A 1649-nucleotide genomic window follows, 5' to 3' on the forward strand; every position below is an offset into this window, starting at 1 on the left:
GTCTGTAAGATATCTGTAGTAAGATTGTTCATAGGGAAGTCCTCTTTTCTGTGAATTTAGTGTGGTAACTCTATTCTACAGAAGGGACTTCCTTTTTTCTATTTACACAAAATATTTTACACTCTCTCTTTTTACGACATAGCCAATAGATTTATAATATGTTGACCCCATTTCTACTCAAAAGTTGAGTAGAAATGGGGTCATTTAATTATTACTGGTAAACTATTCCGCAGACATTGGTAAATCTTCCCGCAAAGAGTGGTAAAAAGAACCGCACTACTGGTAAAGAACGTCCGCAATACTCAATACAGAAGTTAATAAGTGGTAAACAGGTTGGCAATGACTGGTACATTTCATGGCAAAGGGTGGTACAAAACTTGGCAACGCTGGTACATTTCGCTGGCGGTAGTCAATGTACTTCTTGTTTACCTCTCACATGCGCTCTGCGCATACCAAATACACCTTTCATGCGACCAAAAACGGTCTCTATGTCAATCTTACGTTGTGCATAGATTTCTTTTCCAGGTGTGCTCTCCAAATTCTCTTTAGCTTTGTGTTTGAAATACTCCCAATTATTATTGACCGCCGTCTGGCGCTGTCTACCTTTCGGTGTTTTCGCTAGTTTATTTAAACGGTCATCCATTTGCTCGGAATCAGCTTTATATATTTTAAACTGCCTTTAAAAACCATTTTTATCATTTCGAGTACTATAATGTGAAAAATTAAAATGAACACCATCTAAATCAGTATAGGAATCTTCAACCTCGTTATAGGACCAGTTCTGACGATGCTTTGGATTATTTTTGTGCTTTTTACTTTGTTCTTTATGATACATTCCATACGGAATCAATGGTACTTTCTCAAAATCATCGGTAATAGCCATATAATTTTCTTCACTACCATAACCAGCATCAGCAACAATATATTGGAACATATCAAGTGTTTGAATCGAGTCTAGAAACGGAATAAGTGTACGCGTATCTGTTGGGTTCGGAAAAATATCAAAGTCAATGACATATTGATTACTAGAAGCTACCTGAAGATTGTAACCAGGTTTCAATTCACGATTTTTCATTGGATCTTCTTTCATGCACATGAAGGTAGCGTCTGTATCTGTTTTAGAAAAACTATTTCTTCCATCAAATAGTTCATTCGCTTCTTCATATTTCTGTTTTCGTGGTAGGAAATCATTCTCCATTTATTTCGATGCTTTTTTAGCGTGCGACGACGTCGCTTGTGTTCAGAACCACCTTTAGGTATGGTTGTCTCATTTTTGATTTTTACTTCAACCTCATCAAGAGCTTCATCTAGACTATCAATGATCTTCTCGATTCCGATCGACATGGTTAATTCTTCTTCCGTTATAGCAATATCTACATTCGTTTGAATAAGTTCTTCATACAAACTAGACACTTTTTCAATTAGACCAGCTTCATAACGTTCAATCGCTTTTCGCCAAGTAAAACTATAGATGTTCGCATCTGCTTGAATTTTTGTACCATCAATAAATAAAGAATCCTTGTAGGTTCTTGAATTTTTGGTGTTGGTGAGAGAAATCTCACTGACACCTTTTTTTGTATGTACACAAAAGCCAGTGAATTCCTATATAATAAAGTTACCATACATTACTAAAAGGAGAATTCACTTGG

3 protein-coding genes are annotated in these 1649 nt (G+C 36.0%); all 3 read right to left on the bottom strand.

Annotation, left to right across the window (positions count from 1 at the left end):
- Positions 1 to 409: 409 nt before the first annotated feature.
- The 3 genes from ACEN4N_RS11380 to ACEN4N_RS11390 are packed head-to-tail and all read right to left on the bottom strand — an operon-like array spanning position 410 to position 1413.
- On the bottom strand, positions 410 to 643 hold the full coding sequence (locus tag ACEN4N_RS11380) for a transposase (RefSeq protein ID WP_407090972.1): 234 nt from the start codon (positions 641 to 643) through the stop codon (positions 410 to 412).
- 36 nt (positions 644 to 679) lie between these two features.
- Positions 680 to 1096 (bottom strand): transposase, encoded by a 417-nt coding sequence (locus ACEN4N_RS11385; RefSeq protein WP_407094261.1) that lies wholly within the window; start codon positions 1094 to 1096, stop codon positions 680 to 682.
- On the bottom strand, positions 1087 to 1413 hold the full coding sequence (locus tag ACEN4N_RS11390; RefSeq protein WP_407090974.1) for a hypothetical protein: 327 nt from the start codon (positions 1411 to 1413) through the stop codon (positions 1087 to 1089). The genes ACEN4N_RS11385 and ACEN4N_RS11390 overlap by 10 nt, the downstream gene beginning before the upstream one ends.
- Positions 1414 to 1649: the final 236 nt, after the last annotated feature.

The sequence above is a fragment of the Ruoffia sp. FAM 20857 genome (assembly GCF_045528645.1).
Classification (GTDB): domain Bacteria; phylum Bacillota; class Bacilli; order Lactobacillales; family Aerococcaceae; genus Ruoffia; species Ruoffia halotolerans.